The organism is Lysinibacillus fusiformis, from assembly GCF_016925635.1.
Taxonomy (GTDB): Bacteria; Bacillota; Bacilli; order Bacillales_A; family Planococcaceae; genus Lysinibacillus; species Lysinibacillus fusiformis_F.
Window position 1 is genome coordinate 1,570,866 of the sequence record NZ_CP070490.1, and the last position, 26,581, is coordinate 1,597,446.

17 protein-coding genes, 6 tRNA genes, 3 rRNA genes and 1 pseudogene are annotated in these 26,581 nt (G+C 40.7%); 4 read left to right on the forward strand and 23 right to left on the reverse strand.

The annotated features are described in order from the left end of the window. Window positions 1–251: 251 nt before the first annotated feature. From glmS to JTI58_RS07840, 14 genes are all read right to left on the reverse strand, one after another. Complete coding sequence (gene glmS / locus JTI58_RS07775; protein ID WP_205446142.1) at window positions 252–2,054, reverse strand: glutamine--fructose-6-phosphate transaminase (isomerizing); 1,803 nt, start codon at window positions 2,052–2,054, stop codon at window positions 252–254. A 634-nt stretch (window positions 2,055–2,688) separates the two neighbouring features. Beyond that, entirely contained in the window at window positions 2,689–3,204 is a 516-nt protein-coding gene (locus JTI58_RS07780; protein WP_205446143.1) for a type 1 glutamine amidotransferase domain-containing protein, read from the reverse strand. A 125-nt stretch (window positions 3,205–3,329) separates the two neighbouring features. Beyond that, a complete protein-coding gene (glmM, locus tag JTI58_RS07785) occupies window positions 3,330–4,682 on the reverse strand; it encodes a phosphoglucosamine mutase (RefSeq protein WP_205446144.1) in 1,353 nt (450 codons plus the stop codon). 224 nt (window positions 4,683–4,906) lie between these two features. After that, window positions 4,907–5,983, reverse strand: coding sequence for a CdaR family protein (locus JTI58_RS07790; protein ID WP_205446145.1), 1,077 nt, complete (start codon window positions 5,981–5,983; stop codon window positions 4,907–4,909). Continuing rightward, window positions 5,976–6,812, reverse strand: coding sequence for a diadenylate cyclase CdaA (gene cdaA, locus JTI58_RS07795; protein WP_016995289.1), 837 nt, complete (start codon window positions 6,810–6,812; stop codon window positions 5,976–5,978). Before cdaA ends, JTI58_RS07790 begins: the two co-directional genes overlap by 8 nt. A 149-nt stretch (window positions 6,813–6,961) precedes the next feature. Further along, on the reverse strand, window positions 6,962–7,588 hold the full coding sequence (locus tag JTI58_RS07800) for an anti-sigma factor family protein (protein WP_205446146.1): 627 nt from the start codon (window positions 7,586–7,588) through the stop codon (window positions 6,962–6,964). A 13-nt stretch (window positions 7,589–7,601) separates the two neighbouring features. Then, the gene (gene sigW / locus JTI58_RS07805; RefSeq protein ID WP_004225410.1) at window positions 7,602–8,165 is read right to left on the reverse strand and encodes an RNA polymerase sigma factor SigW; all 564 of its coding nucleotides are present in this window, start codon (window positions 8,163–8,165) and stop codon (window positions 7,602–7,604) included. Window positions 8,166–8,298: 133 nt separating this feature from the next. Beyond that, entirely contained in the window at window positions 8,299–9,204 is a 906-nt protein-coding gene (rocF, locus tag JTI58_RS07810; protein ID WP_205446147.1) for an arginase, read from the reverse strand. Window positions 9,205–9,389: 185 nt separating this feature from the next. Next, window positions 9,390–9,462 (reverse strand) — tRNA-Lys (locus JTI58_RS07815). A gap of 13 nt (window positions 9,463–9,475) precedes the next feature. Next, window positions 9,476–9,550, reverse strand: a tRNA-Gln gene (locus tag JTI58_RS07820). Between the two features lie 14 nt (window positions 9,551–9,564). Then, window positions 9,565–9,648: transfer RNA gene (locus tag JTI58_RS07825), tRNA-Tyr, on the reverse strand. An 18-nt stretch (window positions 9,649–9,666) separates the two neighbouring features. Then, window positions 9,667–9,742 (reverse strand) — tRNA-Val (locus JTI58_RS07830). A gap of 55 nt (window positions 9,743–9,797) precedes the next feature. Continuing rightward, window positions 9,798–9,872 (reverse strand) — tRNA-Glu (locus JTI58_RS07835). Window positions 9,873–9,985: 113 nt separating this feature from the next. Next, window positions 9,986–10,062: transfer RNA gene (locus JTI58_RS07840), tRNA-Asn, on the reverse strand. Between the two features lie 271 nt (window positions 10,063–10,333). Here JTI58_RS07840 and mbcS point away from each other — a divergent pair. After that, the gene (mbcS, locus tag JTI58_RS07845; RefSeq protein ID WP_205446148.1) at window positions 10,334–11,920 is read left to right on the forward strand and encodes an acyl-CoA synthetase MbcS; all 1,587 of its coding nucleotides are present in this window, start codon (window positions 10,334–10,336) and stop codon (window positions 11,918–11,920) included. Window positions 11,921–12,049: 129 nt separating this feature from the next. On the opposite strand, the gene rrf is transcribed toward mbcS, so the two are convergent. The 3 genes from rrf to JTI58_RS07860 form a co-directional block, all read right to left on the reverse strand. Further along, window positions 12,050–12,165, reverse strand: a 5S ribosomal RNA gene (rrf, locus tag JTI58_RS07850). A 67-nt stretch (window positions 12,166–12,232) separates the two neighbouring features. After that, window positions 12,233–15,160, reverse strand: a 23S ribosomal RNA gene (locus tag JTI58_RS07855). A 181-nt stretch (window positions 15,161–15,341) separates the two neighbouring features. Next, window positions 15,342–16,893, reverse strand: a 16S ribosomal RNA gene (locus JTI58_RS07860). The 16S, 23S and 5S rRNA genes sit together here, the layout of an rRNA operon. 269 nt (window positions 16,894–17,162) lie before the next feature. Here JTI58_RS07860 and JTI58_RS07865 point away from each other — a divergent pair. Beyond that, entirely contained in the window at window positions 17,163–17,819 is a 657-nt protein-coding gene (locus JTI58_RS07865) for a hypothetical protein (protein WP_243456355.1), read from the forward strand. 36 nt (window positions 17,820–17,855) lie between these two features. On the opposite strand, the gene JTI58_RS07870 is transcribed toward JTI58_RS07865, so the two are convergent. Beyond that, window positions 17,856–18,530 carry a KinB-signaling pathway activation protein gene (locus tag JTI58_RS07870; RefSeq protein WP_205446149.1) on the reverse strand — a complete coding sequence of 225 codons (675 nt, stop codon included), beginning with the start codon at window positions 18,528–18,530 and terminating at the stop codon, window positions 17,856–17,858. Window positions 18,531–18,681: 151 nt separating this feature from the next. Here JTI58_RS07870 and gerD point away from each other — a divergent pair, with 151 nt between their 5' ends. Beyond that, on the forward strand, window positions 18,682–19,290 hold the full coding sequence (gene gerD / locus JTI58_RS07875; protein WP_205446150.1) for a spore germination lipoprotein GerD: 609 nt from the start codon (window positions 18,682–18,684) through the stop codon (window positions 19,288–19,290). A gap of 56 nt (window positions 19,291–19,346) precedes the next feature. On the opposite strand, the gene JTI58_RS07880 is transcribed toward gerD, so the two are convergent. The 3 genes and pseudogenes from JTI58_RS07880 to JTI58_RS07890 form a co-directional block, all read right to left on the reverse strand. Beyond that, window positions 19,347–20,402, reverse strand: coding sequence for a P-loop NTPase (locus tag JTI58_RS07880; RefSeq protein WP_205446151.1), 1,056 nt, complete (start codon window positions 20,400–20,402; stop codon window positions 19,347–19,349). Window positions 20,403–20,474: 72 nt separating this feature from the next. Then, the gene (locus JTI58_RS07885; protein ID WP_205446152.1) at window positions 20,475–21,188 is read right to left on the reverse strand and encodes an N-acetylmuramoyl-L-alanine amidase; all 714 of its coding nucleotides are present in this window, start codon (window positions 21,186–21,188) and stop codon (window positions 20,475–20,477) included. Window positions 21,189–21,318: 130 nt separating this feature from the next. Further along, a pseudogene (locus tag JTI58_RS07890) lies at window positions 21,319–22,146 on the reverse strand (DUF4822 domain-containing protein); the annotation flags it as partial. A gap of 559 nt (window positions 22,147–22,705) precedes the next feature. Between JTI58_RS07890 and JTI58_RS07895 the strand changes: the two are divergent. Further along, window positions 22,706–23,314 (forward strand): ankyrin repeat domain-containing protein, encoded by a 609-nt coding sequence (locus JTI58_RS07895; RefSeq protein ID WP_205446154.1) that lies wholly within the window; start codon window positions 22,706–22,708, stop codon window positions 23,312–23,314. A gap of 248 nt (window positions 23,315–23,562) precedes the next feature. Here the strand turns inward: JTI58_RS07895 and JTI58_RS07900 are convergent, their stop codons facing one another. Next, entirely contained in the window at window positions 23,563–25,350 is a 1,788-nt protein-coding gene (locus JTI58_RS07900) for an ABC transporter ATP-binding protein (protein WP_205446155.1), read from the reverse strand. Between the two features lie 819 nt (window positions 25,351–26,169). Continuing rightward, entirely contained in the window at window positions 26,170–26,562 is a 393-nt protein-coding gene (rpsI, locus tag JTI58_RS07905) for a 30S ribosomal protein S9 (RefSeq protein ID WP_004233744.1), read from the reverse strand. Window positions 26,563–26,581: the final 19 nt, after the last annotated feature.

Here is a 26,581-nt window from a genome sequence, read left to right on the forward strand (position 1 = left end):
ATATAGTTAGAAAAATGAAAGGTTTGAAAGCCATTTTGAAAAAACAAAAACCCTGATACAGCATCATACTGTATCAAGGTTTATCTTATTTATATACAATAATATAGTTAGAATCACTCATAGAAATTGTTTGAATATCCAGTATACAACTTTTTTGTCCAGTATAAGACTTTATTGTAAAGTATACAACTATTTTGTCTAGTATAGAACTTTATTGTAACTGAACAACAATAATTCTTCATATTCTATTCTTACTCAACAGTCACCGATTTAGCTAGGTTACGTGGTTTATCCACGTCACAGCGGCGATGTAGTGCAGCATAGTAGCTAATTAATTGTAGTGGTACTACAGAAACAAGTGGTGTTAGTAACTCGTTTACCTGTGGAATGACTAAACGATCACCATCTTCATCAATGCCAGCCATCGCGATAATACATGGATAGGCACCACGAGCTGCTACTTCTTTGACATTACCACGGATATTTAACCCTACTGATGCTTGTGTAACAAGCGCAAACACTGGTGTACCTTCTTCGATTAAGGCAATTGTTCCGTGCTTCAGTTCTCCACCAGCAAAGCCCTCTGCTTGGATGTAAGAGATTTCTTTCAGTTTTAAGGCACCTTCAAGGCTAACATAGAAGTCCATATTACGGCCAATGAAGAATGCATTGCGTGCGATTTTTAAGTAATCTTCCGCAATGTCTTCTAACACATCTTTTGAATCGATAATTGTTTGGATGCCATTAGCGGCAATTGCAAGCTCTTGTTTTAAATCAAATTCTAAGCCTTTGCCATTTGCCTTTGCCGTTACATAGGCTGCTAATGCAAGTACTGCTACTTGTGCAACATAGGCTTTTGTAGAAGCTACTGCAATCTCTGGACCTGCGTGTAATAACAATGTATGATCCGCTTCACGTGATAGCGTAGAGCCAGGTACATTTGTAATCGTTAATGTTGGATAGCCAAGCTCTTTAATTTTTACAAGTACTTGACGACTATCTGCTGTTTCACCTGATTGTGTAATGAAGATAAATAATGGTCTTTCTGAAAGTAATGGCATGTTGTAGCCGAATTCACTAGAAATATGAACTTCTACTGGGATACCCGCCATTTTTTCGAAATATTGTTTACCGATGAGACCGGCATGATAGCTTGTGCCCGCCGCAATAATATATAAACGATCTGCTGCTCGTAATGCTTCTAAAATCTCCGCATCGATTGTTAAATCGCCATTGTCCCCTTCATATGCCTGAATGATTTTACGAATAACTGTAGGCTGTTCATCCATTTCTTTTAACATATAGTGAGGATATGTCCCTTTTTCAATATCACTCATATCAAGCTCCGCCGTATAAGGCGCACGCTCTACTACAGTACCATCTAATTTTGTAATTTCCACACTTGCTTTGTGTACGATAACTACTTCTTTATCGTGAAGCTCTACGTATTGATCTGTTACCTGTAGCATCGCCATTGCATCTGACGCAACAACATTGAAACCTTCTCCAATCCCTACTAGAAGTGGTGATTTGTTTTTTGCTACAAAGATTGTATCTGCCGCTTCTGCATCTAATAGTGCCAGTGCATAAGAGCCATGTAATAGTGATAGCGTTTTACGGAAAGCGTCTGCTGTGCTTAGACCATCTTTCACAAATAACTCTACTAATTGCACAATAACCTCTGTATCTGTATCAGATTTCATTGGAATGCCTTTTAAATAGGTTTTTTGCAATAAATGATAGTTTTCAATAACCCCATTATGCACAAGTGTAAAGCGTCCTGATGCACTTTGATGTGGGTGGGCATTTAAACGGTTTGGCACACCATGTGTTGCCCATCGTGTATGACCGATACCAATTTTCGCTGCAATGTCTTCGTCTACTGCCTCACGTAAATCTGCAATACGCCCTTTTTCTTTGAAAACCGTTACGCCTTCCTCATTACGCACTGCAATACCCGCTGAGTCATAACCACGGTATTCAAGCTTTTCTAAACCTTTTAATAAAATTTCCTTTGCATCTGATTCACCAATATATCCTACAATTCCACACATAATTCTCGTCCTCCGATATTGTCAATTTAACGCAATGACAAACTAGGCCTCATCCTATCGAATTTTTTTGAATGGACAAGCAGTGCTTTATTTTAATAAAAAAATAAAGCACTCCTATACATGCAAGCTACTCACTCCACTCAGCCAACTGAATAGAGATTTTCGATATGTGAAGCTTCTTCTATTTATCTATTGCTTTTACTATACCTTCTCCATTTTCTGTACATTCAATCACTCAAATGCTTTCAAAATGAAAAATGACAATCGGGTATGTCGATTGGGAGGCATCCGCCGAATTTTCGATAAACCTCCACCTCGTCTGCTGAAGATCTTTTCGTCCGATTTCTTCAGCTCAGGCGCTATAATTGTTTTCCGATTTTGCGCTTTCTTTCCCTCCTTGGGCGCTCGTTAAAGGATAAGGTCGGACCTCATCTTCAACTTCTCCATCATACTCAATCATATGCTATCCGTCAAATTTTCGTTATAAAAAACACCTAGTCCCAATGCTTTTTCGTGACAAATATGTAGACAAAGTTATACTCATGTACTTTGATTAGCTTTGTACAGCTATATAATGTTATTCAATAGATCATACAAAAAAGACACAAGCAATTACGATGCTTGTGCCTATCCTTTATTTACTGTCTAATAATTTAACGATTTCTCTATTAAATGCTGGAAGATCGTCTGGCGTTCTACTTGTTACAAGCTGCTTTTGACAGACAAATACTTCTTCATCATGGAAGATTGCCCCTGCATTTTCTAAGTCTACTTGAATGGATTTATAGCCTGTGGCATCACGGCCATTTAATGTCTTTGCTGTAATAAGAAGTTGTGGTCCATGACAAATGGCAAAGGTAGGCTTCATTTCATCCATAAAGGACTTTGCAAATGCTACTACACGATCATCCGCACGTAATAGATCAGGAGAAAAACCACCAGGAATAAATAGCGCATCGTAATCAGTAGCTTTTACTTCATCAATGCCTTTATCAATTTTCACTGACTCTCCATGCTTGCCCTTAACTTCCTTGCCCGCTTCTGTATCAATTGTTACTAGCTGATGTCCAGCTGCTTCTAAAGCCTTTTTAGGGCTTGTAAACTCAATGTCCTCAAACATATCTGTTATAACTGTAGCAATTTTAGCCATATCAATAAAACACTCCTTGTTATTGTGACTCCTAATTACTGTTCCCCATCTCGCTTATTTAAAACATTCTTTTCAAACAAGTAAAACCCAATTTCCTATTTACGGAAATCGGGTTTTCTATATTGTTATTCTGTTAAGCCCATTTCTGCACGTACAACATCCGCAATACGCTCGACAAAACGCTCACAATCTGTTTCTGTTGCCGCTTCGACCATGACACGTACCAATGGCTCTGTACCTGAAGGACGTACTAAAACGCGACCATTTCCAGCCATTTCAGCTTCCACCTCTGAAATAACTGCAGCGACTTTCGCATTATCAGTTACAGCATGCTTATCTGTTACACGCACATTGACAAGACGCTGAGGGTAGATTTTCATTTCAGCTGCAAGTTCTGAAAGCTTTTTACCCGTCGCTTTCATAATGTTGACAAGCTGAATACCTGTCAGTAAGCCATCACCTGTTGTATTAAAATCTAGGAAGACGATATGCCCTGATTGCTCGCCACCTAAATTGTATTCATTGGCACGCATTTCTTCCACAACATAACGATCACCTACAGCTGTTTGTACACTTTGCATCCCGTTGTCAGCCACAGCTTTATAGAAGCCCATATTGCTCATTACTGTTGAAACAATCGTTTGCTTCTTCAATCGTCCTACAGCATTTAAATGCTTACCAATGATAAACATAATTTGGTCACCATCAACAATTTTCCCGTTTTCATCTACAGCAATTAAACGGTCACCATCGCCATCAAATGCTAAACCAACATCTGCATCTTTTTCGGTAACAAATTTAGCTAGTCCTTCTGGATGTGTTGAGCCTACACCAGCATTAATATTTAAGCCTGTTGGAGAAGCGCCCATTGTAGAAATGTCAGCTTCTAAATCAGCAAATAAATGTGTAGCTAATGATGAAGTTGCACCATGTGCACAATCAAGCGCTACATGAATACCATCAAATTCTTCATCCACTGTTTGCTTTAAGTATTGAATATATTTTTGACCACCTTCGAAATAGTCACTTACAGATCCTAAATCTGCTCCTATCGGACGTGGTAATGTGTCCTCTTGCGCATCAATTAACTCTTCAATTTCCGCTTCCTGGGCATCTGTTAGCTTAAAGCCATCAGGACCGAAAAATTTAATACCATTATCAGCAACTGGGTTATGTGAAGCTGAAATCATGACGCCTGCATCTGCGCTCATAATTCGAGTAAGATATGCCACACCTGGTGTTGAAATAATACCAAGACGCATTACCTCTACCCCAATTGATAAAAGTCCAGCCACAAGTGCACCTTCAAGCATCTCACCTGAAATACGTGTGTCACGACCAATTAAAACCTTTGGACGTTCAGTTGCATCCTTTGTTAAAACATAGCCACCTATACGTCCAAGTTTAAATGCAAATTCTGGTGTTAATTCACTATTCGCGACGCCACGGACGCCATCTGTTCCAAAATATTTACCCATTCTACTTATTCTCTCCTTCAATGCAAGACCGTGCCTAATGAGTTTCTATGAAGCATTAGACACTTGTCCGCTTACTTTTGGAAAAGTCTGCTTTTATTCATTCATTGGTAATTATTAATATTCCACTCTGTCAGTTTGTTTGATGAATCCTGAATTACTACTCAAGACAAACCTGGATTGGATTTTTGATTTAGAATCAAAATAAAATTATAGTCACATATTGTTTAAGAATCAATATCTTCCGATTCTTCGGTTGATGTATTTTTATCAGTTGTAGTGCTCTCATCTGTCACATCAGTTTCTTCAGTAGGAGGTGGCGTTTCCTCTGTAGAAGCTGGTGTTTTCTGTTGTTCTTCTTGCTCAACCTTTGTAATATCTGCATTCACTTTTATTTTCTTGTCAGATATTTTTGTCACACCATCTGGTAATTTTACATCAAATTCATAAGTTTTGGACTCAGTAATTTTTGACAGGTCCACTGTTATTGGAATAGCCGTTAAACTGTCAATAATTGATTTTCTACCATACACTTTAATCATTTTCGGTGTAAATGTTAATGAATTGATAATAATGTCTTCCGCCGCTTGCCCTGTTTCCTTGAGGACCACTGGGATCTCTCGACTGTACTCCCCTATATCTACTTGAACCTTCACAGTTGCAGGGTCAATAGTCACATCTAACTTATTTAAATCTCGATCTAATACTTTTACCGCTGCTTCCTGCGAGAATGATTGCTTTAAGCCTTGCTCCCCTGTAACAGTTGCTTTTACATAGCTAATGCTTTCAATAGCACTTTTTGCACCCGTTACATAAACAGTTGGTGGATTGGCTGTCATATCTTTTAATATATAACCTTCTTCGATTAGACGATTGTTCATTTCAGGGTCCACTCGGAACTCCTGCGTGACCTTTTCCTCAATATTTACATGGACGGTTGCAGGGTCTAATGTAACCTTTAACTTGTTTGAAATATTTTCGTATTGCAGTTTGACATCATGCTCTCCTAGCAATAAATTGCTTAAATCGGCAAATATAGAAAAATCCTTAGCCCCTTTTGCTTTTAAAACCAATGCCATTGGACCTTCTATCGTTACATCTACGGTTTCAGGTAAACCTGTCACAATAAGATTCTCATTATCATAATAAACATCTACTGGAACATCGCGAATGACATCCGTTTGTTCATTTGAGGTAGCTTTATTTAACGGTGATAACTCGGTACGAACTGAGAAAAAAAGCAAAAATGCCAAAAATAGCGCGATGATTCTTAATACCCAAGGGCTATCCATCATTTTATCCATTCTTTTTCCCCCTCCAAGTCAACTTAGAGGATGCATTTGATTCTTGTGCTGATCCGAACCACATTTTTCGTAATAATGTTTCGAACTCCTCTAGAGAAAGATTTCGATGGAGATTACCATTTAATGTTATGCTAATTGCCCCTGTTTCTTCTGATACAACAATGGTAATAGCATCTGTGACTTCACTTAAGCCAAGAGCAGCACGGTGGCGTGTCCCTAACTCTTTTGAAATAAATGGGCTTTCAGATAAAGGTAAATAACAAGCTGCTGCTGTCACTTTATCTTTTTGCATAATAACCGCCCCATCATGTAGCGGCGTATTTGGTATAAAAATATTTATCAGTAATTCTGATGAAATTTCAGCATTTAGCCCTATACCCGTTTCAATATATTCATTAAGACCTGTTTCTTTTTCAATGGAAATTAACGCACCTATTCGACGTTTAGCCATATAACTAACAGATTTCTTCATAGCCTCAATAAGCCTTGTTTGTTCTTCTTCTTCTTGACTAGATGAGCGTTGAAATAGCTTTCCTCGCCCAATTTGTTCTAAACCACGTCTGATTTCCGGTTGGAAAATGATAATAATCGCTAGGAAACCAAATTCAATAACTTGTTGAAGCATCCAGCCAAGTGTTTGTAACCCTAAAAGGTCTGTTGCAATTCGCGCAATAATAATGACGAATATTCCCTTAAGTAATTGGACAGCCTTCGTACCTTTAATGAGGGTTAAGACTTTATAAACAACGTACCAAACGAGCAGTACATCAATGAAGTTAATAACAATATTCACAGGCGTTAAATCTGTGAAATGTTCGATAATTTGCACGTGGCATCCCCCACTTTTCATTACGAATCCATACACATTCAAGTATATCACATTCTTAACAAATGTAACTTTTTTCAAATAAAAAGTCTACTCAGAAGAGTAGACCTTTCAGCCTCTCACGTGCACTATTTTTTAGGACGTATAGAGTGTTATTTAGTTTCTTCTTTTTCCTCAAATGTCATGGCTGTCTTTACAGAATTTTTAATCGTATACCATAACCATTCAAATACTTCGTCAATTTCTTCAATTCTCCCTGAAACTACCGCTGAAGATGCCATATATTGCCCGTTAATCACTGTGACGTTGCCATCAACTTCACCTTCAACAATCAAATCGCCATTTTTCACAACAATATCGCCTTTCACCACTTCTCCTTCAGGGACAATCACTGTTTGACCATCAACAACTAAATTAGGTTGCTTGGTTACTGAGAAATGCTGGTCATCCATGAAGCTACCCAATAATGTAGCACTCATGAATAAGCAAAATACTGCCGCTGCCACAAAGAACGGATGCCGGCGAATCCATTTTTGTATACCTACTCGACTTTTTGGTTTTGGTAAACGAGCCATCACTGCTGCTTCAAAATCCGGAGGCGCTGTAATATGGGAAGCACTCTTCACAAAGGCGATTGTTTCACTCAATTCTTGCATCAACTGTTTACAATCATTACATGTATGCAAGTGTTGTTTCAACTCTTGCTCATGCTCACGACAAATGTCACCGTCTAAATAATCATGCATATAGTCTATCATATGCTCTGGACAAGTATTCATGACGCTCCCCCTCCTACAGATTGTTTAATTGCTTACGTAATGCCTCACGTCCGCGGTGAATCCTCGTTTTCACCGTTCCAAGCGGCATATCTAAAATCTCGCTAATCTCTTGTAACGATAACTCTTCTATATATTTCAATACTATAACCGAACGGTATTTATCCGGCAATCGTCCAATTTCATATTGAATGCGATCTTGCAGCTCCATTTGTTCTAACTGCTCCTCTGGTAGCTGGTCGTCTGCTGCGATTTGCGAATACATATCAAGACCTTCTGTACCAGCTACTTCTGCATCTAAATAATAATCCGGTTTCTTTTTTCGAATACGGTCAATGCAGAGGTTTGTCGCTATGCGATAAAGCCACGTCGAAAACTTTCTTTTCTGATCAAATGTATGCAAGTTCATATAAGCACGTACAAAAGCTTCTTGAGCAATGTCTTCAGACTCTTGTTTGTTGCCTAACATTCGATAGCATACTTGGTACAGTTTGTGCTGATAGAGACTCACAATATCGGCAAATGCGTTTTGATCGCCTTTAAGCACTTGTTTTATTCTCTTATTTACTAACGCATCCATTGTGTTAACTTCTCCACCTTTACAACTGTCTTATACTATACGACGCACCGATAAGAAAAGTTTCGTTTTATTTCAATTATAGCAAAAGATTTTTATGCAATGTGGCAACAGGCAATTTTTTGTCAAATTTTCTTTAAACTAGTGTTTCCCCAAATAAAGATCCCATTAATGCAACAGCTACATTTGCTGTCGTATTCTTTTCATCTAAAATAGGATTTACTTCTACAAACTCTGCTGAAGTTACCATCCCTGATTCTTGTAACATTTCCATTGCTAAATGGCTTTCTCGGTACGTAATCCCTCCTGGAACTGGTGTACCAACTCCTGGCGTATAAAGTGGATCTAGTCCGTCTAGATCCAGTGATAAGTGTAAGCCATCAACATTTCGTTCCTTTAAATAAGTAAGTGCATCTTCCATCACACGTGTCATGCCAAGTCGGTCAATCTCATGCATTGTATATACTTTAATTCCTTGTTGACGAATCAATTCACGCTCTCCAGGGTCTACTGAACGAGCTCCAATAATAATAACGTTTTCTGGCTTAATTTTTGGCGCAAAGTTGCGAATTTGGACTAAACGCTCATGTCCTAGCCCAATACTAACTGCTAACGGCATTCCATGTATATTGCCTGAAGGTGTTGTTTCAGGTGTATTTAAATCTGCATGAGCGTCATACCAGATAACACCAAGATTTTTGTAATGCTCACCTAATCCAGCTAATGTTCCAATAGCAATACTATGATCTCCCCCAAATACGAGTGGGAACTTTTTCTGTTCTACTACTTCATGCACACTATTTGCTAAAGCAGTGCTAACGTCTACAACTTCCTCTAAATTAAGTAACTTTTCATCAACTGCTGCGTCTGCAAGCTTTTGACTAACACGAATATCCCCTTGATCTTGTACCTCGTGTCCGATAGCTTCTAAACGTTCAACAACACCTGCATAGCGAATAGCACTTGGTCCCATATCTACGCCACGGCGTGTTTGTCCATAATCTGTTGGTACTCCAATAATAGAAATATTAAGTTTATTCATGTTTTTATACCCCCTAAAAGTTATAAGACTATTGTAAAGCCTACATACCACTTGGCTCAACTCGACAGAAAATTGCATATTTATTCAATTGTAAATAGCATAAAAAAATCTCCTACTGTTTTCAGTAAGAGATTAGTTATCTGTAGTTAATATAACACTTTTGAATAATTTTTATTCTAAAAAAGTGAGCCATGAAGGACTCGAACCTTCGACCCTCTGATTAAAAGTCAGATGCTCTACCAACTGAGCTAATGGCTCATAAAAGAAAAAATGGCTGGGGTACTAGGATTCGAACCTAGGCATGACGGAATCAAAATCCGTTGCCTTACCGCTTGGCTATACCCCAATCATTTATAAAACTGGTGGAGGGGGACGGATTCGAACCGCCGAACCCTAAGGAGCGGATTTACAGTCCGCCGCGTTTAGCCACTTCGCTACCCCTCCGAAATAACACAATAAAAATGGTGGAGGATGACGGGCTCGAACCGCCGACCCTCTGCTTGTAAGGCAGATGCTCTCCCAGCTGAGCTAATCCTCCATAGAAACAGGTGTTATATCACAGTTTATTTTCTTTATAAAGCCTATGCTTTAAATGGTGACCCCTACGGGATTCGAACCCGTGTTACCGCCGTGAAAGGGCGGTGTCTTAACCACTTGACCAAGGGGCCATTATTATGTCTTAAACAAGACAAGAATTATAATAACATTTTTAATTCATAATTGCAATACTTTTTTCATAAATTATTTTATGTATTATAGTACCTAAAATAGGACAAAAAAATGGCTCCGAAGGCAGGACTCGAACCTGCGACAACCTGATTAACAGTCAGGTGCTACTACCAACTGAGCTACTTCGGAACAATGCTATTCACTTTGGTTTTAGACAACCTCTTAAGTACATTTATTATTATAGCAAGCATTATAAATAATGCAAGTCATTTTGTTATAATTTTTATATTTTTTTGTCGAAGTTTGCCTATATATCCATCTGAGAGCATAAATAGTTCTCTATTAAATCTAATATTTCTCTTTAACGTATTAAATATTGTTGCTGTATATTATTGTAATTGTTAAAATAAAAATAGTTTTAAGAATTTTCTATCAAATTTCCCAGGGGAGGAATGTTCAGATGGTATCAAACGATTTAATTGCACCTGAATTTTATAACATCACAGAGGAATTAGAAAAATTTTCGCAAGATAGTGATCGCCAAGCAATACGCTGGTTAAATACACAACAAGAAAGACGTACAGTGTCTTATGTGGAGCTCATTCAAAAAATGAATCAATACGCAAATGCTTTTACGGAGAAGGGGCTTCAAAAAGGCGATCGTGTATTAGTTATTATTCCTCGACTACCGGAAGCCTATTTCGTTTTTCTAGGCTGTTTAAAGGCTGGCATTGTACCTATCTCATGTTCAGAGATGCTACGTGCAAGCGATTTAGAATATCGGATGGAGCATTCTTCTGCTAGTGCAGTGATTGCCTATGAGGCATTTACTAGCGAAGTTGACCAAATTACTTCTTCTGTAGATACATTAAAAAATAAACTAGTCATCGGTGCTCCAAAAGGAGATTGGACTTCTCTAGATGACTTGGCAAGCACGCAGCCAGCTACATTTACAGCTGTAGCTACTAAACGAGATGATATGGCATTCCTTTCCTATACCTCTGGTACAACTGGTAAACCTAAAGGTGTTGTTCATTCACATGGTTGGGGGTATGCACATATTAGAACAGCGGCTTCAAAATGGCTTTGTGTACGTGAAGGCGATCTAGTGTGGGCAACAGCTGCTCCTGGTTGGCAAAAATGGATTTGGAGTCCTTTTTTATCAACAATCATGCTCGGTGCTACAGCATTCGTCTACCATGGGGGATTCGATGCAAAAACCTATCTTCAATTAATGCAAGATGAAAAAGTAAATGTCCTTTGTTGCACACCGACTGAATACAGAATTATGGCGAAAATCGATAATTTACAAGTCTATAATCTATCATCTCTCCGTAGTGCCGTTTCTGCTGGTGAACCTTTAAATCGCCCAGTGATCGAAACGTTTATGAATCATTTTGGACTCAAAGTACGTGATGGCTATGGACAGACAGAAAACACATTATTAATCGGTACACTCGAAAACACAGAATTACGTCCTGGATCCATGGGTGTTCCAACTCCAGGTAATATTGTACGTATTATCGACAATGAAGGTAACGAAGCACCAGTTGGCGAGGTTGGAGATATTGCAGTTCACAAATCCTCACCAGCTTTATTTAAAGAGTATTATAAAGAACCAGAACGCACACAAGCTGCATTCCGTGGTGATTGGTATATTACAGGTGATCAAGCAAAATGTGATGAAGACGGTTACTTCTGGTTTGAAGGTCGTGGAGATGACATTATTATTTCATCCGGTTATACGATCGGACCATTTGAAGTAGAAGATGCGTTAAACAAACATGAAGCTGTACAAGAGTGTGCAGTAGTAGCTGCTCCAGATGAAATTAGAGGGCATATTGTGAAGGCATTTGTTATCTTACGAGAGGGCTTCAAAGAGCGTGATGAAGAAGATTTAACAAAGGAGCTACAGGAGCATGTTAAAGCGTTAACTGCACCTTATAAATACCCTCGTAGTATCGTCTTTATTGAGGAGTTACCAAAAACGACATCAGGGAAAATTCGCCGTATCGAACTACGAGCTACGCCAGTTCAAACAAGTTAAATATCAAAAATAAGAAGGCACTCCATTGAGGATGCCTTCTTGTTTTATGCGTTTATAAATATTTCTTACCAGAAATCAGCTTAAATAAAAAAAAAGCCACTACTGAGTGTATCAGTAGCGACTTTTTGCGCCTAGCGACGTCCTACTCTCACAGGGGGAAGCCCCCAACTACCATCGGCGCTAAAGAGCTTAACTTCCGTGTTCGGTATGGGAACGGGTGTGACCTCTTTGCCATCATCACTAGACATGTATTAAATTGAAAGAATTATTCTTTCAAAACTGGATAAACGTGCATTGAATGGTTCAAACGTTTTGGTTAAGTCCTCGATCGATTAGTATTCGTCAGCTCCATGTGTCACCACACTTCCACCTCGAACCTATCTACCTCATCGTCTTTGAGGGATCTTACTTACTTGCGTAATGGGAAATCTCATCTTGAGGGGGGCTTCATGCTTAGATGCTTTCAGCACTTATCCCGTCCACACATAGCTACCCAGCGATGCCTTTGGCAAGACAACTGGTGCACCAGCGGTGTGTCCATCCCGGTCCTCTCGTACTAAGGACAGCTCCTCTCAAATTTCCTACGCCCACGACGGATAGGGACCGAACTGTCTCACGACGTTCTGAACCCAGCTCGCGTACCGCTTTAATGGGCGAACAGCCCAACCCTTGGGACCGACTACAGCCCCAGGATGCGATGAGCCGACATCGAGGTGCCAAACCTCCCCGTCGATGTGGACTCTTGGGGGAGATAAGCCTGTTATCCCCGGGGTAGCTTTTATCCGTTGAGCGATGGCCCTTCCATGCGGAACCACCGGATCACTAAGCCCGTCTTTCGACCCTGCTCGACTTGTAGGTCTCGCAGTCAAGCTCCCTTGTGCCTTTACACTCTACGAATGATTTCCAACCATTCTGAGGGAACCTTTGGGCGCCTCCGTTACCTTTTAGGAGGCGACCGCCCCAGTCAAACTGTCCGCCTGACACTGTCTCCTGCCCCGCTAAGGGGCATGGGTTAGAATTTCAATACAACCAGGGTAGTATCCCACCGACGCCTCCTTCGAAGCTGGCGCTCCGAGATCTCTGGCTCCTACCTATCCTGTACAAGTTGTACCAAAATTCAATATCAGGCTACAGTAAAGCTCCACGGGGTCTTTCCGTCCTGTCGCGGGTAACCTGCATCTTCACAGGTACTATAATTTCACCGAGTCTCTCGTTGAGACAGTGCCCAGATCGTTACGCCTTTCGTGCGGGTCGGAACTTACCCGACAAGGAATTTCGCTACCTTAGGACCGTTATAGTTACGGCCGCCGTTTACTGGGGCTTCAATTCGCAGCTTCGCTTGCGCTAACCACTCCTCTTAACCTTCCAGCACCGGGCAGGCGTCAGCCCCTATACGTCACCTTACGGTTTTGCAGAGACCTGTGTTTTTGCTAAACAGTCGCCTGGGCCTATTCACTGCGGCTCTCATGCGCTTGCACGCTCAAGAGCACCCCTTCTCCCGAAGTTACGGGGTCATTTTGCCGAGTTCCTTAACGAGAGTTCTCTCGCACACCTTAGGATTCTCTCCTCGACTACCTGTGTCGGTTTGCGGTACGGGCACCTCTCACCTCGATAGAGGCTTTTCTTGGCAGTGTGAAATCAGGAACTTCGTCCATACGGACTCGCCATCACAGCTCAACGTTACAGTGTGCGGATTTGCCTACACACACGCCTTACTGCTTGGACGCGCATATCCAACAGCGCGCTTACCCTATCCTACTGCGTCCCCCCATTTCTCAAACGGTGAGGAGGTGGTACAGGAATATCAACCTGTTGTCCATCGCCTACGCCTATCGGCCTCGGCTTAGGTCCCGACTAACCCTGAGCGGACGAGCCTTCCTCAGGAAACCTTAGTCATACGGTGGACGGGATTCTCACCCGTCTTTCGCTACTCATACCGGCATTCTCACTTCTAAGCGCTCCACCAGTCCTTCCGGTCTGACTTCAACGCACTTAGAACGCTCTCCTACCACTGACATCGTAGATGTCAATCCACAGCTTCGGTGAATCGTTTAGCCCCGATACATTTTCGGCGCAGCGTCACTCGACCAGTGAGCTATTACGCACTCTTTAAATGATGGCTGCTTCTAAGCCAACATCCTGGTTGTCTGTGCAACGCCACATCCTTTTCCACTTAACGATTACTTTGGGACCTTAGCTGGTGGTCTGGGCTGTTTCCCTTTTGACTACGGATCTTATCACTCGCAGTCTGACTCCCGTGTATAAATATCTGGCATTCGGAGTTTGTCTGAATTCGGTAAACCGGGATGGCCCCCTAGTCCAAACAGTGCTCTACCTCCAGTATTCTCATCACGAGGCTAGCCCTAAAGCTATTTCGGAGAGAACCAGCTATCTCCAAGTTCGATTGGAATTTCTCCGCTACCCACACCTCATCCCCGCACTTTTCAACGTGCGTGGGTTCGGGCCTCCAGTAAGTGTTACCTCACCTTCACCCTGGACATGGGTAGATCACCTGGTTTCGGGTCTACGACCACGTACTATTTCGCCCTATTCAGACTCGCTTTCGCTGCGGCTCCGCCTTCTAAAGCTTAACCTCGCACGTAATCGTAACTCGCCGGTTCATTCTACAAAAGGCACGCTATCACCCATTAACGGGCTCTAACTACTTGTAGGCACACGGTTTCAGGATCTCTTTCACTCCCCTTCCGGGGTGCTTTTCACCTTTCCCTCACGGTACTGGTTCACTATCGGTCACTAGGTAGTATTTAGCCTTGGGAGATGGTCCTCCCGGATTCCGACGGAATTTCACGTGTTCCGCCGTACTCAGGATCCACTCAGGAGGGAACGAACTTTCGACTACAGGGCTTTTACCTGCTCTGGCGGACCTTTCCAAGTCGCTTCATCTAACTCGCTCTTTTGTAACTCCGTATTGAGTGTCCTACAACCCCAAGAGGCAAGCCTCTTGGTTTGGGCTCTTCCCGTTTCGCTCGCCGCTACTCAGGGAATCGATTTTTCTTTCTCTTCCTCCAGGTACTTAGATGTTTCAGTTCCCTGGGTCTGCCTTCAAGACGCTATGTATTCACGTCAAGATACTACGCGATTAAACGTAGTGGGTTCCCCCATTCGGAAATCTCCGGATCAAAGCTCACTTACAGCTCCCCGAAGCATATCGGTGTTAGTGCCGTCCTTCTTCGGCTCCTAGTGCCAAGGCATTCGCCGTGCGCCCTTAATAACTTAACCAAGTTATTAAGCCTATAAAAAACTTAAAAAAATAAATGTGTTTGTTACAATTTCAATGTCGTTTTATCCAGTTTTCAAAGAACAAGTTTTGAAGTGTTTCATTCGAAAGAATGAACCTTCAAAACTGAACGCAAAACGTAATCTTACAAACCCAAGGTTTGTATTCCGAAATAATCCTTAGAAAGGAGGTGATCCAGCCGCACCTTCCGATACGGCTACCTTGTTACGACTTCACCCCAATCATCTATCCCACCTTCGGCGGCTGGCTCCAAAAGGTTACCTCACCGACTTCGGGTGTTACAAACTCTCGTGGTGTGACGGGCGGTGTGTACAAGGCCCGGGAACGTATTCACCGCGGCATGCTGATCCGCGATTACTAGCGATTCCGGCTTCATGTAGGCGAGTTGCAGCCTACAATCCGAACTGAGAACGACTTTATCGGATTAGCTCCCTCTCGCGAGTTGGCAACCGTTTGTATCGTCCATTGTAGCACGTGTGTAGCCCAGGTCATAAGGGGCATGATGATTTGACGTCATCCCCACCTTCCTCCGGTTTGTCACCGGCAGTCACCTTAGAGTGCCCAACTAAATGATGGCAACTAAGATCAAGGGTTGCGCTCGTTGCGGGACTTAACCCAACATCTCACGACACGAGCTGACGACAACCATGCACCACCTGTCACCGTTGCCCCCGAAGGGGAAACTATATCTCTACAGTGGTCAACGGGATGTCAAGACCTGGTAAGGTTCTTCGCGTTGCTTCGAATTAAACCACATGCTCCACCGCTTGTGCGGGCCCCCGTCAATTCCTTTGAGTTTCAGTCTTGCGACCGTACTCCCCAGGCGGAGTGCTTAATGCGTTAGCTGCAGCACTAAGGGGCGGAAACCCCCTAACACTTAGCACTCATCGTTTACGGCGTGGACTACCAGGGTATCTAATCCTGTTTGCTCCCCACGCTTTCGCGCCTCAGTGTCAGTTACAGACCAGATAGTCGCCTTCGCCACTGGTGTTCCTCCAAATCTCTACGCATTTCACCGCTACACTTGGAATTCCACTATCCTCTTCTGCACTCAAGTCTCCCAGTTTCCAATGACCCTCCACGGTTGAGCCGTGGGCTTTCACATCAGACTTAAGAAACCACCTGCGCGCGCTTTACGCCCAATAATTCCGGACAACGCTTGCCACCTACGTATTACCGCGGCTGCTGGCACGTAGTTAGCCGTGGCTTTCTAATAAGGTACCGTCAAGGTACAGCCAGTTACTACTGTACTTGTTCTTCCCTTACAACAGAGTTTTACGAACCGAAATCCTTCTTCACTCACGCGGCGTTGCTCCATCAGGCTTTCGCCCATTGTGGAAGATTCCCTACTGCTGCCTCCCGTAGGAGTCTGGGCCGTGTCTCAGTCCCAGTGTGGCCGATCACCCTCTCAGGTCGGCTACGCATCGTCGCCTTGGTGAGCCGTTACCTCACCAACTAGCTAATGCGCCGCGGGCCCATCCTATAGTGACAGCCGAAACCGTCTTTCAGTGTTTCACCATGAGGTGAAACAAGTTATTCGGTATTAGCCCCGGTTTCCCGGAGTTATCCCAAACTATAGGGTAGGTTGCCCACGTGTTACTCACCCGTCCGCCGCTAACGTCGAAGGAGCAAGCTCCTTCTCTGTTCGCTCGACTTGCATGTATTAGGCACGCCGCCAGCGTTCGTCCTGAGCCAGGATCAAACTCTCCATAAAAGAAATTTGATTAGCTCAAATTGTTTTGCTGGCATCAATTTTGATGTCCAAAATTTTTGTTTCGTTCACTCGCCGAAGCTAGCTACTTAAAACTTTATTGATTACGTTTTGCTTGTTCAGTTTTCAAGGTTCATGTTCTTTATTTCGTTGTCATCTCTTGGCGACTTATACATAATAACATCGATTATTCATGAAAGTCAACACTAAATCATAAGTTTTTTTAAAGAGATTCATTTTTTATTTTAAATTTTAGAAACGAGGTTATCATTATGGTCCGTAAAACGTTGATTTCACTGCTTTTAATCGTAACGCTCTTTGCTTTTCTCAAGCCTATAAATTCAACGATGATTTCTGTATTTAATATTGCGAATGCACCAGTAGTGGTCACAAAAGGACATTATGGCACATCTCTTATTGTAGAGATTTCTTTCTCTGATGACTCTCTATTAGAATGGCTTCAAACGGTGAAAGAGCCTTATCCGCTTCTACTTTTGGACGCTGACTGGATTAAACGTTCACCCGATCATTTAAAAATTATACAACAACGAAAATTGCCAACAGGGCTACTTGGTCCAGATGATTCAATAGAAAAACCCGTTGATATTACACTCATTCAAAAAGATATTGATACTTACGAAAAATATTTAAAAGAAAAGCCTTTATGGTTTGCTACCCGAAACCATCAATATTCACAGGATTTACAGAAATCTTTATTTCAACAACAAATGAATTTGCTGTCTCCTTCTCTTATTTGGCAAGGTGAGAAAACTCCTAAATTACAAAAAGGTGATTTTGTCTTTTTCCCACTCCATCAAAACAATCAAATATCCTTTAAAGAGCTTAACACGCTAATACAACAACATAAGTTTATGTCAGTTGAAGAAAATATATTTGGTTATAAAGTTCAAACTAAAAAAGCCCCATAAAAAAATTGCCTCCACCAAAGTGGGGCAATTTTTTTCTTATGCATTTTTAGCCTGTTCACGACGAGCTTTGCGGCGTGCTTCTAATTTTTGACGATCTTCATCGGATTTTGCATTATATTTAGGCAATACTAATAACTGATACGCGTTAACCGCCAATAATGGGAATAATAAAAGCGCAACATACTCATTAATATTTTCATCGCGACCCATCAATGCAATTGTCCATTCCAACGTTGTAATGACAATCATAAAGAATAGAGCCGAAATCATTACATGTTTTTTCCCCGTTAATTTTACTTTTTGAACAGCTGTTGCTATAGCACCGAAGATTAGAACAATTAATAATCCAACATAGAATAACCAGCTTTGCCCATCCTTCACACCAGGAATAAAGCGGAAGAAAATAATATCAAAAACCGTGATGGCAATTAATAATAGTTGTACCCAATTCCATAATGTCAGTGTTCTAAAAATATTTACACCTACTTGATGAAGTGTTAAATAAGCAAAAAAGCCAGCCTGTGCAATAACACTCATTGTAAACCCTAAGAAAACCATCCATAAAAGTCCTGCGAAGAATTCACCCCATTGACCGTTTGCTATGTATGGTTGGAAGAATTCCCAGCGAATAAATAAACTAAAAACTCCGTTGACTGCACCACCAACGAGCATTGCAAAGAAGAAAAACTTTGCCCAATTTCGTATCGTCACAACTAAAAGTCCCCCAATTTCTCAATATATCTGTCCTTATTTTATCAATGCCTTGTTAAAAAAGCTATTTCTCATCCTAACCAATACATAAAGTCCAGAGAAATGTGAACAATAATTGAAAGAGTCTATCTAGAGAAAGGACTGATTGTCGATGCGAAAATTCACCTTATTACTGATTCTAATGCTTTTTCTTGCTGCCTGTTCACAAGATAAAACCTCTACCATGTCCTATGATGAAATAAAAAAAATCATGATTGACTCTTTGCAAACAGAGGATGGTAAAAAGGCATTGCGACAGCTTTTGGAAGAGCCGAGTTTCCGTGAGCTTTTGATTTTAGAGCATGATGAAGTGAAAAAAGCTACCGAGGAAACTTTACTTTCCAAGGAAGCCGAAGACTTTTGGAAGAAAACCTTTGAAGATCCAAAGTTTAAAGAAACTGTTGCGAAAAGCATGCAAAAACAGCAACAGGATATTATGAAGAACTTAATAAAAGATCCGACTTTCCAAAAGGATATGGAGGCATTTTTCGGACAACCCGATATGCAAAAGCAGTTAGAAACTATCCTCAAATCATCCAATATGCGCAAGCAAATGGAGGAAGTCGTAAAGGAAACAATCGAAAGCCCTTTAATGCAATCTAAATGGCAGGAACTTATTAAAAAAAGTGGCGAAACAGGTTCATCAGGAAGTGGCGATAAAAAAGAAGCAAGTGGCGATAGTGGTGGCGGATCGGATAAGGAACAAAAAAGTACCGAGTAACCTTGGTCATGTAAAAACGGATTTCCCCAATAAATTGGTGGAAATCCGTTTTTTTATTATTTATTTAATTTATCAATGATTTTCGTCGCGATGTCTAAATATATTTGTCCTGTTGTATGTTTTTCAGCATATACAGAAGGAGCGAAATCTTCATCTGTCCAATCTGGTTGCCCAAGTGGGATTTGTCCAAGCAACTCTGTACGTAGTTCGTCAGCTAGCTTAGGTCCTCCTCCTTGCCCAAAGACAAATTCTCGGTCACCTGATTTAGATTCAAACCAAGCCATGTTTTCAATAACGCCTAAAATTTCATGGTCTGTTTGAAGCGCCATTGCCCCTGCACGAGCTGCAACAAATGCTGCTGTTGGATGTGGTGTTGTTACAACGATTTCTTTTGATGATGGTAGCATTTGATGGATATCTAATGCAACGTCACCTGTGCCTGGAGGTAAATCTAATAATAGATAGTCTAACTCACCCCACTCAACATCACGGAAGAACTGGTCTAATACTTTACCTAGCATTGGGCCACGCCATACGATCGGTGCGTTATTTTCCACAAAAAAGCCCATTGAAATCATTTTTACACCAAGGCGATCTACTGGGAAAATACGATTATCCACTACTTTAGGCATATCCGTCACACCCATCATATCGGGCACACTAAATCCATAAATATCTGCGTCGATTAAGCCGACTTTCTTTCCTAGACGTGCTAAAGCAACAGCTAAGTTAACTGATACTGTAGATTTACCAACTCCACCTTTACCAGAAGCAATTGAAATTACTTGTACTGTGCTGAGTGGAGACAAAATATCTTGTGCTTCTGACTCTGTTGCTGTGCCACGGAAGCTTTGTAATTTTTCTGTCGATAGTTCTTCAAAACGAATACCAACCGTATTTGCTCCCGCTTCTTTCAGCACCTCAACAACTTTCATTTGTAGCTGTAATTGCTCAGGTGTATTCAGTTTAGCAATCGCAATTTTTACACTGACATGATTTTTTTCTTCTTTTATTGCTACGTTCGTAATACCATCTGTTTCTGCAAGCGATTTATGTAAAAATGGATCTTGTAGTTGTCCTAGTATTTCTCGTACTTGTTGTTCAGTAATCACGACGAACACTCCCCTTATATTGTCTCGATATTAGTATATCATAATGATTTAATTTACGTTGTAGATGTTGCTCTACTCAATTTTAGCTAATAGATACTCTTCTATACCTTCAACTATGGCATCTGCCATTTTTTCTTGATAGTTCTTGTCAATTAATAATGCTCGTTCCTCATCATTACTAATGAAACCAGTCTCCACTAATGCTGCAGGTACTTCCACTTTCTTCAATAAATAAATTTGCTTAATAGACAATGCTTCGCGGTCTGTATTTTTTAAATTAGTGCGAATGGATTGTTGAATACTCTTGGCAAGAATCTCCCCATCAGCATGTCCTTCCTTATGGTAAAATACCTGTGCGCCACGCCATTTTGATTCAGGTATGGCATTAGCATGAATTGTTATAAATACATCAGGCTTTTCCTTTTCCACGATATCCTTTCTAAGGAAGATATCTTGCTTTTTTCGTTCTCTTAATGTTCCATATTTTTCTGATGGCGCATGCTCATCAATTACATCCCCATTTTTTGTTCGTGTCATTATAACCGTTGCGCCTTTTTTCTTTAATTGCTTCTCCACATGCTGAGCAATTGCAAGTGTAATATCCTTTTCAATCACTTCGCCCTTTGAAGCTCCTCCATCCTCACCACCATGCCCTGCATCAATGACAATTTTTATGCCACCAAGTGGGTCCGGTAAGAAGAAGTTACGGTCCGAAGCATTTGTTTCATATGCCACGACCACTATACTCATAAGCATAATTACTCCTAGTGCAAGCCAGCGCTTCACCCATATCCACCACCCTTTTACATTTAGTGTACGAAATTAGTGGATGAACTATGCCAGAAAGTAAAAAAAACTCCCAAGTCACAAACTTGAGAGTTTTAATTTCTTCTATATTAAGGGAGGAAGAACAAATTTATTGTATTGTAAATGTAGGGTTAAGTTCACCTTCATATGGCTCATGCTCTACAAATACAGTGATCTCATTACCATCTTTGTCTTTACCTGTTCGCTTATACGTGAACTTCTTATCATTGATTTCAGTAATTTCAAGAGCAACACCATACTTATTATCACCGATAGAAACATGGGCTCTTATTTTATTATCATGGATGACATCAAAGTAACCATAGTCCCCACGGCTCTCGCCTGTTTCAGGATTAAAGAACTCATATTTATTTGTATCTGCATCATATTTTGCAATACTGATGAAATTTGAATTGTACTCTGTTACATCATTACCCGCTTCATCTAACACAACAGTTCCATGCCATAGTGTGCCAGCTAAAATTTTGTCTCCGTCAACATCTGTCACAATATCACCTGTTGAAGCAACTAGCGTTTTATCTGAATCTGTAAATGCCAACTCTTTTTCTTTATATGGGATATGTTCCACAAATACTTCTACATCATTGCCAGCAGTATCTTTACCCATTCTTTTATAAGTAAAAATGCTATCGTTTAGCTCAGTAATCTCTACAACAGCTTGATAGTTTTTGGAATCAGAAATTAAAATTCTTTGTTTCCCATCGTTTGTGAAAAAAAACGTCCCTTTATCGTCACGGCTTTCACCCGTAGTAGCATCAAAGAATTCATAATGACCTGTCTCAGTATCGTATTTTGCTAAACCAATGAAGTTTGCGTTCGCCGCAGTTAAATCATTGTTATCTTTATCATAAACTTTTGTACCTTGCCAATTCGTACTACCTAGGATATTGGCCATTTCTTGTCCCTTCGTTAATTGATCCTTCACTGTATTTTCTGTTGCAGCACTTTCTGTTTTGACTTCCTCACTATTCGTAGCACTGCCTTTTGCAGGCTCCTTATCTTGACATGCTGCAAGTAATGCCACTGCTGCAACAGATACTATCAATAATTTTTTCATACCTACTTACCTCCATCGGTTAGTTTATATTTTTGAGTTACATCAAACCCATAATGACAAATCTCAAGTAAAATGAAAGGTTTGTTGTACCTTCTGAAACTTATATTAAAGTGGAATGTTAAACTCCCCCTAAATAATTTCTTAAAAAAACATAAACTTATACGAAAATATTTTTAATATATATTAAATCTGTACAGAAATAGTGATGTCTATGTAAAAAAGCTAATTATTATTTTCTAGATATACTTAATCGCAAACAAGTACCTCACCATTTTTTATTATATGAAAAAGCTATGCCTAGCATATTTTTTTAATATTACTCGTGCAATTCGCTACATGTTACCATATTTTTATAAACAAAAAGTCGGCTACAGTTCTATACCACTAGTAGACAACCCAAAGAAATGAAGGTGGAAAAATGAATGATCAATTGATACTTACAGCAGCAAACGGTGATACGGATAAAGTATTAGCACTTCTGCAAAATGGCATCAATATCAATACAACGGATCCGTATGGAAGAACCGCTGTCCTAGCTGCCACTTATCATAATCAGGTGGATACTGTGAAGGTACTCATCCAACATGGTGCTGATATTAATATAAGAGATAATAACCTTGAGAACGTACTTTTGCATGCAGGTGCATCGGGTTATTTAGAAATCGTTAAACTTGCCATAGCGGCAGGGGCAGATACAAAGCTGACTAATCGCTTTGGTGGAATTGCCATCATTCCCGCATCAGAACGTGGGCATGTGGAGGTAGTCCGTGAGCTACTTAATCACTCAGACATTCATGTCAATCACATTAACAATTTACATTGGACAGCTCTATTGGAGGCTGTCATATTAGGAAATGGTGGGGAGAAACATCAAGAAATTGTGCAGTTATTAGTGGATTATGGTGCTGATATGACTATTGGCGATCGAGATGGGGTCACACCATTACAGCATGCAAAAAAACTAGGTTTTTATGAAATTGAGCAGATTTTAAAACAAGCGGAATCTGAGCGCAGTTGTAATCGTTAACTTAAGGAGGGGTTCTAAAGCGTATTAAACTTGCTAAAATGCGCTGAGAGCGGGGGATTATAAACAGCACGCTGAGCATTCGAAATCTGAGCGTCAAGAAAAGAAGCACAGCATCAGTTTTACACTTCTGGGGAACATTACCCTATGTGTGCTGTGCTGTGGCTGAGTAGGGGTTAGGAAGAATTATTTATGCTAGCTCCTCTAAACTACGTGTGTCATTTGTACACCACGTGTTCTCAATCTATTCATTAACTATTCTGAAAAATTGGAGGTCCACTCTCCTCTCTTGATCCCATTGTAACTGCAGGATGTTCGTCATTTCCCGTAGCATGCAAGTGAGCGTAAATTCCATCGAGACTGATTAATTCATCATGGGTACCAACTTCGGCAATCCCCGTTCTATCAAGTACTACAATCTTATCGGCACGACGAATTGTGGACAAACGGTGGGCAATCACCAATGTCGTCCTCCCTTTAGCAATCTCATCAAGCGCTTGCTGAATCTCTTTTTCCGTCTTTGTATCCAAAGAAGAGGTCGCTTCATCCAAAATCAAAATGGGGGCATTGCGCAGTATCGCTCTGGCAATCGACAGCCGTTGTTTTTGTCCCCCTGACAGACGCACGCCACGCTCACCGATAATTGTGTCATACCCTTCGTCCATCTGTTCAATAAAACTATGGGCATTCGCTGCTTTTGCCGCCTCCAAAACTTGTTCATTCGTCGCATCTTTCCAACCATATGCAATATTGTCATACACTGTGCCATCAAACAAAAACGTATCCTGCAAAACCATCGAGATATTACTTCGTAGACTTTCCAACGTTACATCACGAAGATCAATGCCATCAATTTCGATTGAACCTTCTTGGGGATCATAAAAACGGTTGATTAAGCTAGCCAGCGTCGATTTACCTACACCCGTTGTACCAACTAAAGCAACGGACTGCCCAGGGGCAATCGTTAAATTAACATTCTCTATAATAGGTATCCCATCTTGATAGGCAAAAGAAACATTCTGAAAATCAATTTTTCCTGTTACTCGAGGTAGAACAATGGCATCTTTCTTTTCCTGAATATCCGATTGTTGATCTAAAACTTCAAACACGCGTTTGCAACCTGCACTCGCTTGCCCTGCTCTTTCTGCCAATGCAGAAAACGTCTTAACGGGGGTATAAAACAGCCCTAAGTAAGCAATAAAACCGATGATATCAGCAATGCTAATTTCCCCTGTTGCTACCAATCTACCGCCTACAATGACGACTAGAACGGTTCCAAGTGCTGTTACAAAGGCGAGTAAAGGATACGAAGTCTCATAGAGAAAGCGTGCTTTTAAATACGTGTTCGCTTGTTTTAATGATAATTGTGATATCCTACGCTGTTCTACATGCTGACGATTGAAAATCTGGATCTCTTTAATTCCAGATAAGTTCTCCTGCACTTTGCCCGATATTTCTCCACGTGCCTTAGCATTCTCTTTCCACATCGGCGATAGGCGCTTACTTTGCCAAATCGTAATTGCTAAAAGAAAAGGAATGGTAGTGAGGCTAAGCAAAGCCAGCTTGACATTGATCGTTAGTAGCAAAATTCCTACGCCAATAAAAGTCAATACATTGATCACAAACTCAGGAATGACATACGCCAAAAAGATCTCTGCCTCCATCGCGTCATTCACTACTCGACCAGTCAAATCACCCGTTCGGCTTTTATTAAAATAACGTAAACTCATTCGCTGAAACTTTCCGTAAAGCTTTGTCCTCAAATCCGATACATAATGCATACCCGCATAATGATTCAAATAGCCAGCCGCTGAAGTGGCGATTGCTTGTAAGGCGGTTGCCCCAAGCAAGGCAAGACCAATATACAGCGCACCAGTAGCAAAATTCTCGCTTCCCTCTGTCGCTAGACTAGTCAGTTCCCTTAACGCCCATGGCAAATAAAATCCGGATATTGTAGCTACAATTACACCCAGAAGCCCAAAACTTAGCTGTAACCAGTATCTTTTAGCACTATACAAAATACGCCACGCAATCTTCATACCACAAACACCCCTTCTTATTTATTATCGAACTTACCAATTTCTTCGCAAAAAAAATAACACCCCCTACCTGAGTAAAAAGTGCAATTATAGTCCACTGTGAAAAAACCGGCACCTCCACACTCCTGTATACTGTTACAACAATCCGCGTCGCTACTTGTGTTCCCGTTCATTCCGTATTTAATATTTTATTTGTATTTGACTATGCAGACGCCACATTTGATAACTCTATGTTACTCGTTAGTACTGTTGACATGCATGTCGATAATAAAGAAAGCAACAAACACATCGGCACCGCTAAAATCATTTTTACACCCAAAAAATACAGATAATCCTCCATTCCCTTTTAAATTGGACCAGTTTACTTAGTCCATCTTTTATTGGAGAATCACTGAGAATAACAATCAATATCAGTTACCATATTTCTGAAAAATATTTAGATTTAACATCCATCGCAAAAAAGTACAGGCTGATTGTTAAATGGATAGTGTCAGCTCAGATCATTCTTGAATATAAGGGTGACTGGCTTATTGCTAGCAACCATAAGAGCGGCAGAAGATCCTTTTTACATATTTATTTGTATGGAATAAGATATTCCTTTTAGTAAATGATTATCATAACTTTTTTATAAGTACTCAACATAGATTAAGGTCTTCATGTTTCTTTAGAATTTTGAATCTATATGATGAATAAATCACTTCTTAGCGATTGGAAAATGTGTCTAAGAAGACCATTCTGTATTAGAGATTTTTATCCTACGCTCCTAAAAATAAAAAAGACCCTTTCCACATAAGTGAAAAGAGTCTTGAAAAGCCGATATTAACGTTTTGAGAACTGAGGTGCACGACGAGCGCCGCGTAGACCTGGTTTTTTACGTTCTTTCATGCGTGAATCACGAGTAAGTAATCCAGCTGATTTTAATGCAGCACGGAAATCTGGGTCTACTTGAAGTAGAGCACGAGCGATACCGTGACGAACAGCACCAGCTTGACCAGTGTATCCACCACCGTTAACGTTTACGTGGATATCATAGCTTCCTGTAGTTTCAGTAGCTACTAATGGTTGTTTAATTACTTCGCGTAATGCAGCGAATGGTACGTATTCTTCGATTTCACGTTTGTTGATAACAATTTTACCTGTACCTGGTACTAAACGTACGCGAGCTACAGAGCTTTTACGGCGACCAGTGCCGATGTATTGAACTTGTGCCAAAGTAATATCCTCCTCTTAA